The 212-nt window shown below is 53.8% G+C and carries 1 protein-coding gene; it reads right to left on the bottom strand.

The window, feature by feature from the left end; translation table 11 throughout:
• The coding region (locus ACO0LI_RS30805; RefSeq protein ID WP_423037756.1) for a transposase at positions 1-212 on the bottom strand (212 nt) is incomplete at both ends.

Genomic DNA, 212 nt, shown 5'->3' with positions numbered 1-212 from the left:
CGTTTGCCAAGGTCATGGCGCTCCAGCAGATGCCGGAATTTGCACACTGTTGTTTCATCCGGCACTGGCTCATTGCCCAGATCAATATTGGCAAAGCTGCGCATGGAAACGGATTCGTATAAGGCTTCCTCGACAGCCGGGTCAGACAGGTTGAACCATTGTTGCAAGAAATAAATGCGTAGCATGCGCTCCACGCCAACAGGCGGGCGTCC

The organism is Undibacterium sp. Tian12W, from assembly GCF_049339405.1.
GTDB lineage: Bacteria > Pseudomonadota > Gammaproteobacteria > Burkholderiales > Burkholderiaceae_D > Undibacterium.
The sequence above is the reverse complement of the archived record's forward strand: the minus strand, read 5'-3'. Positions and strand labels throughout refer to the sequence as shown.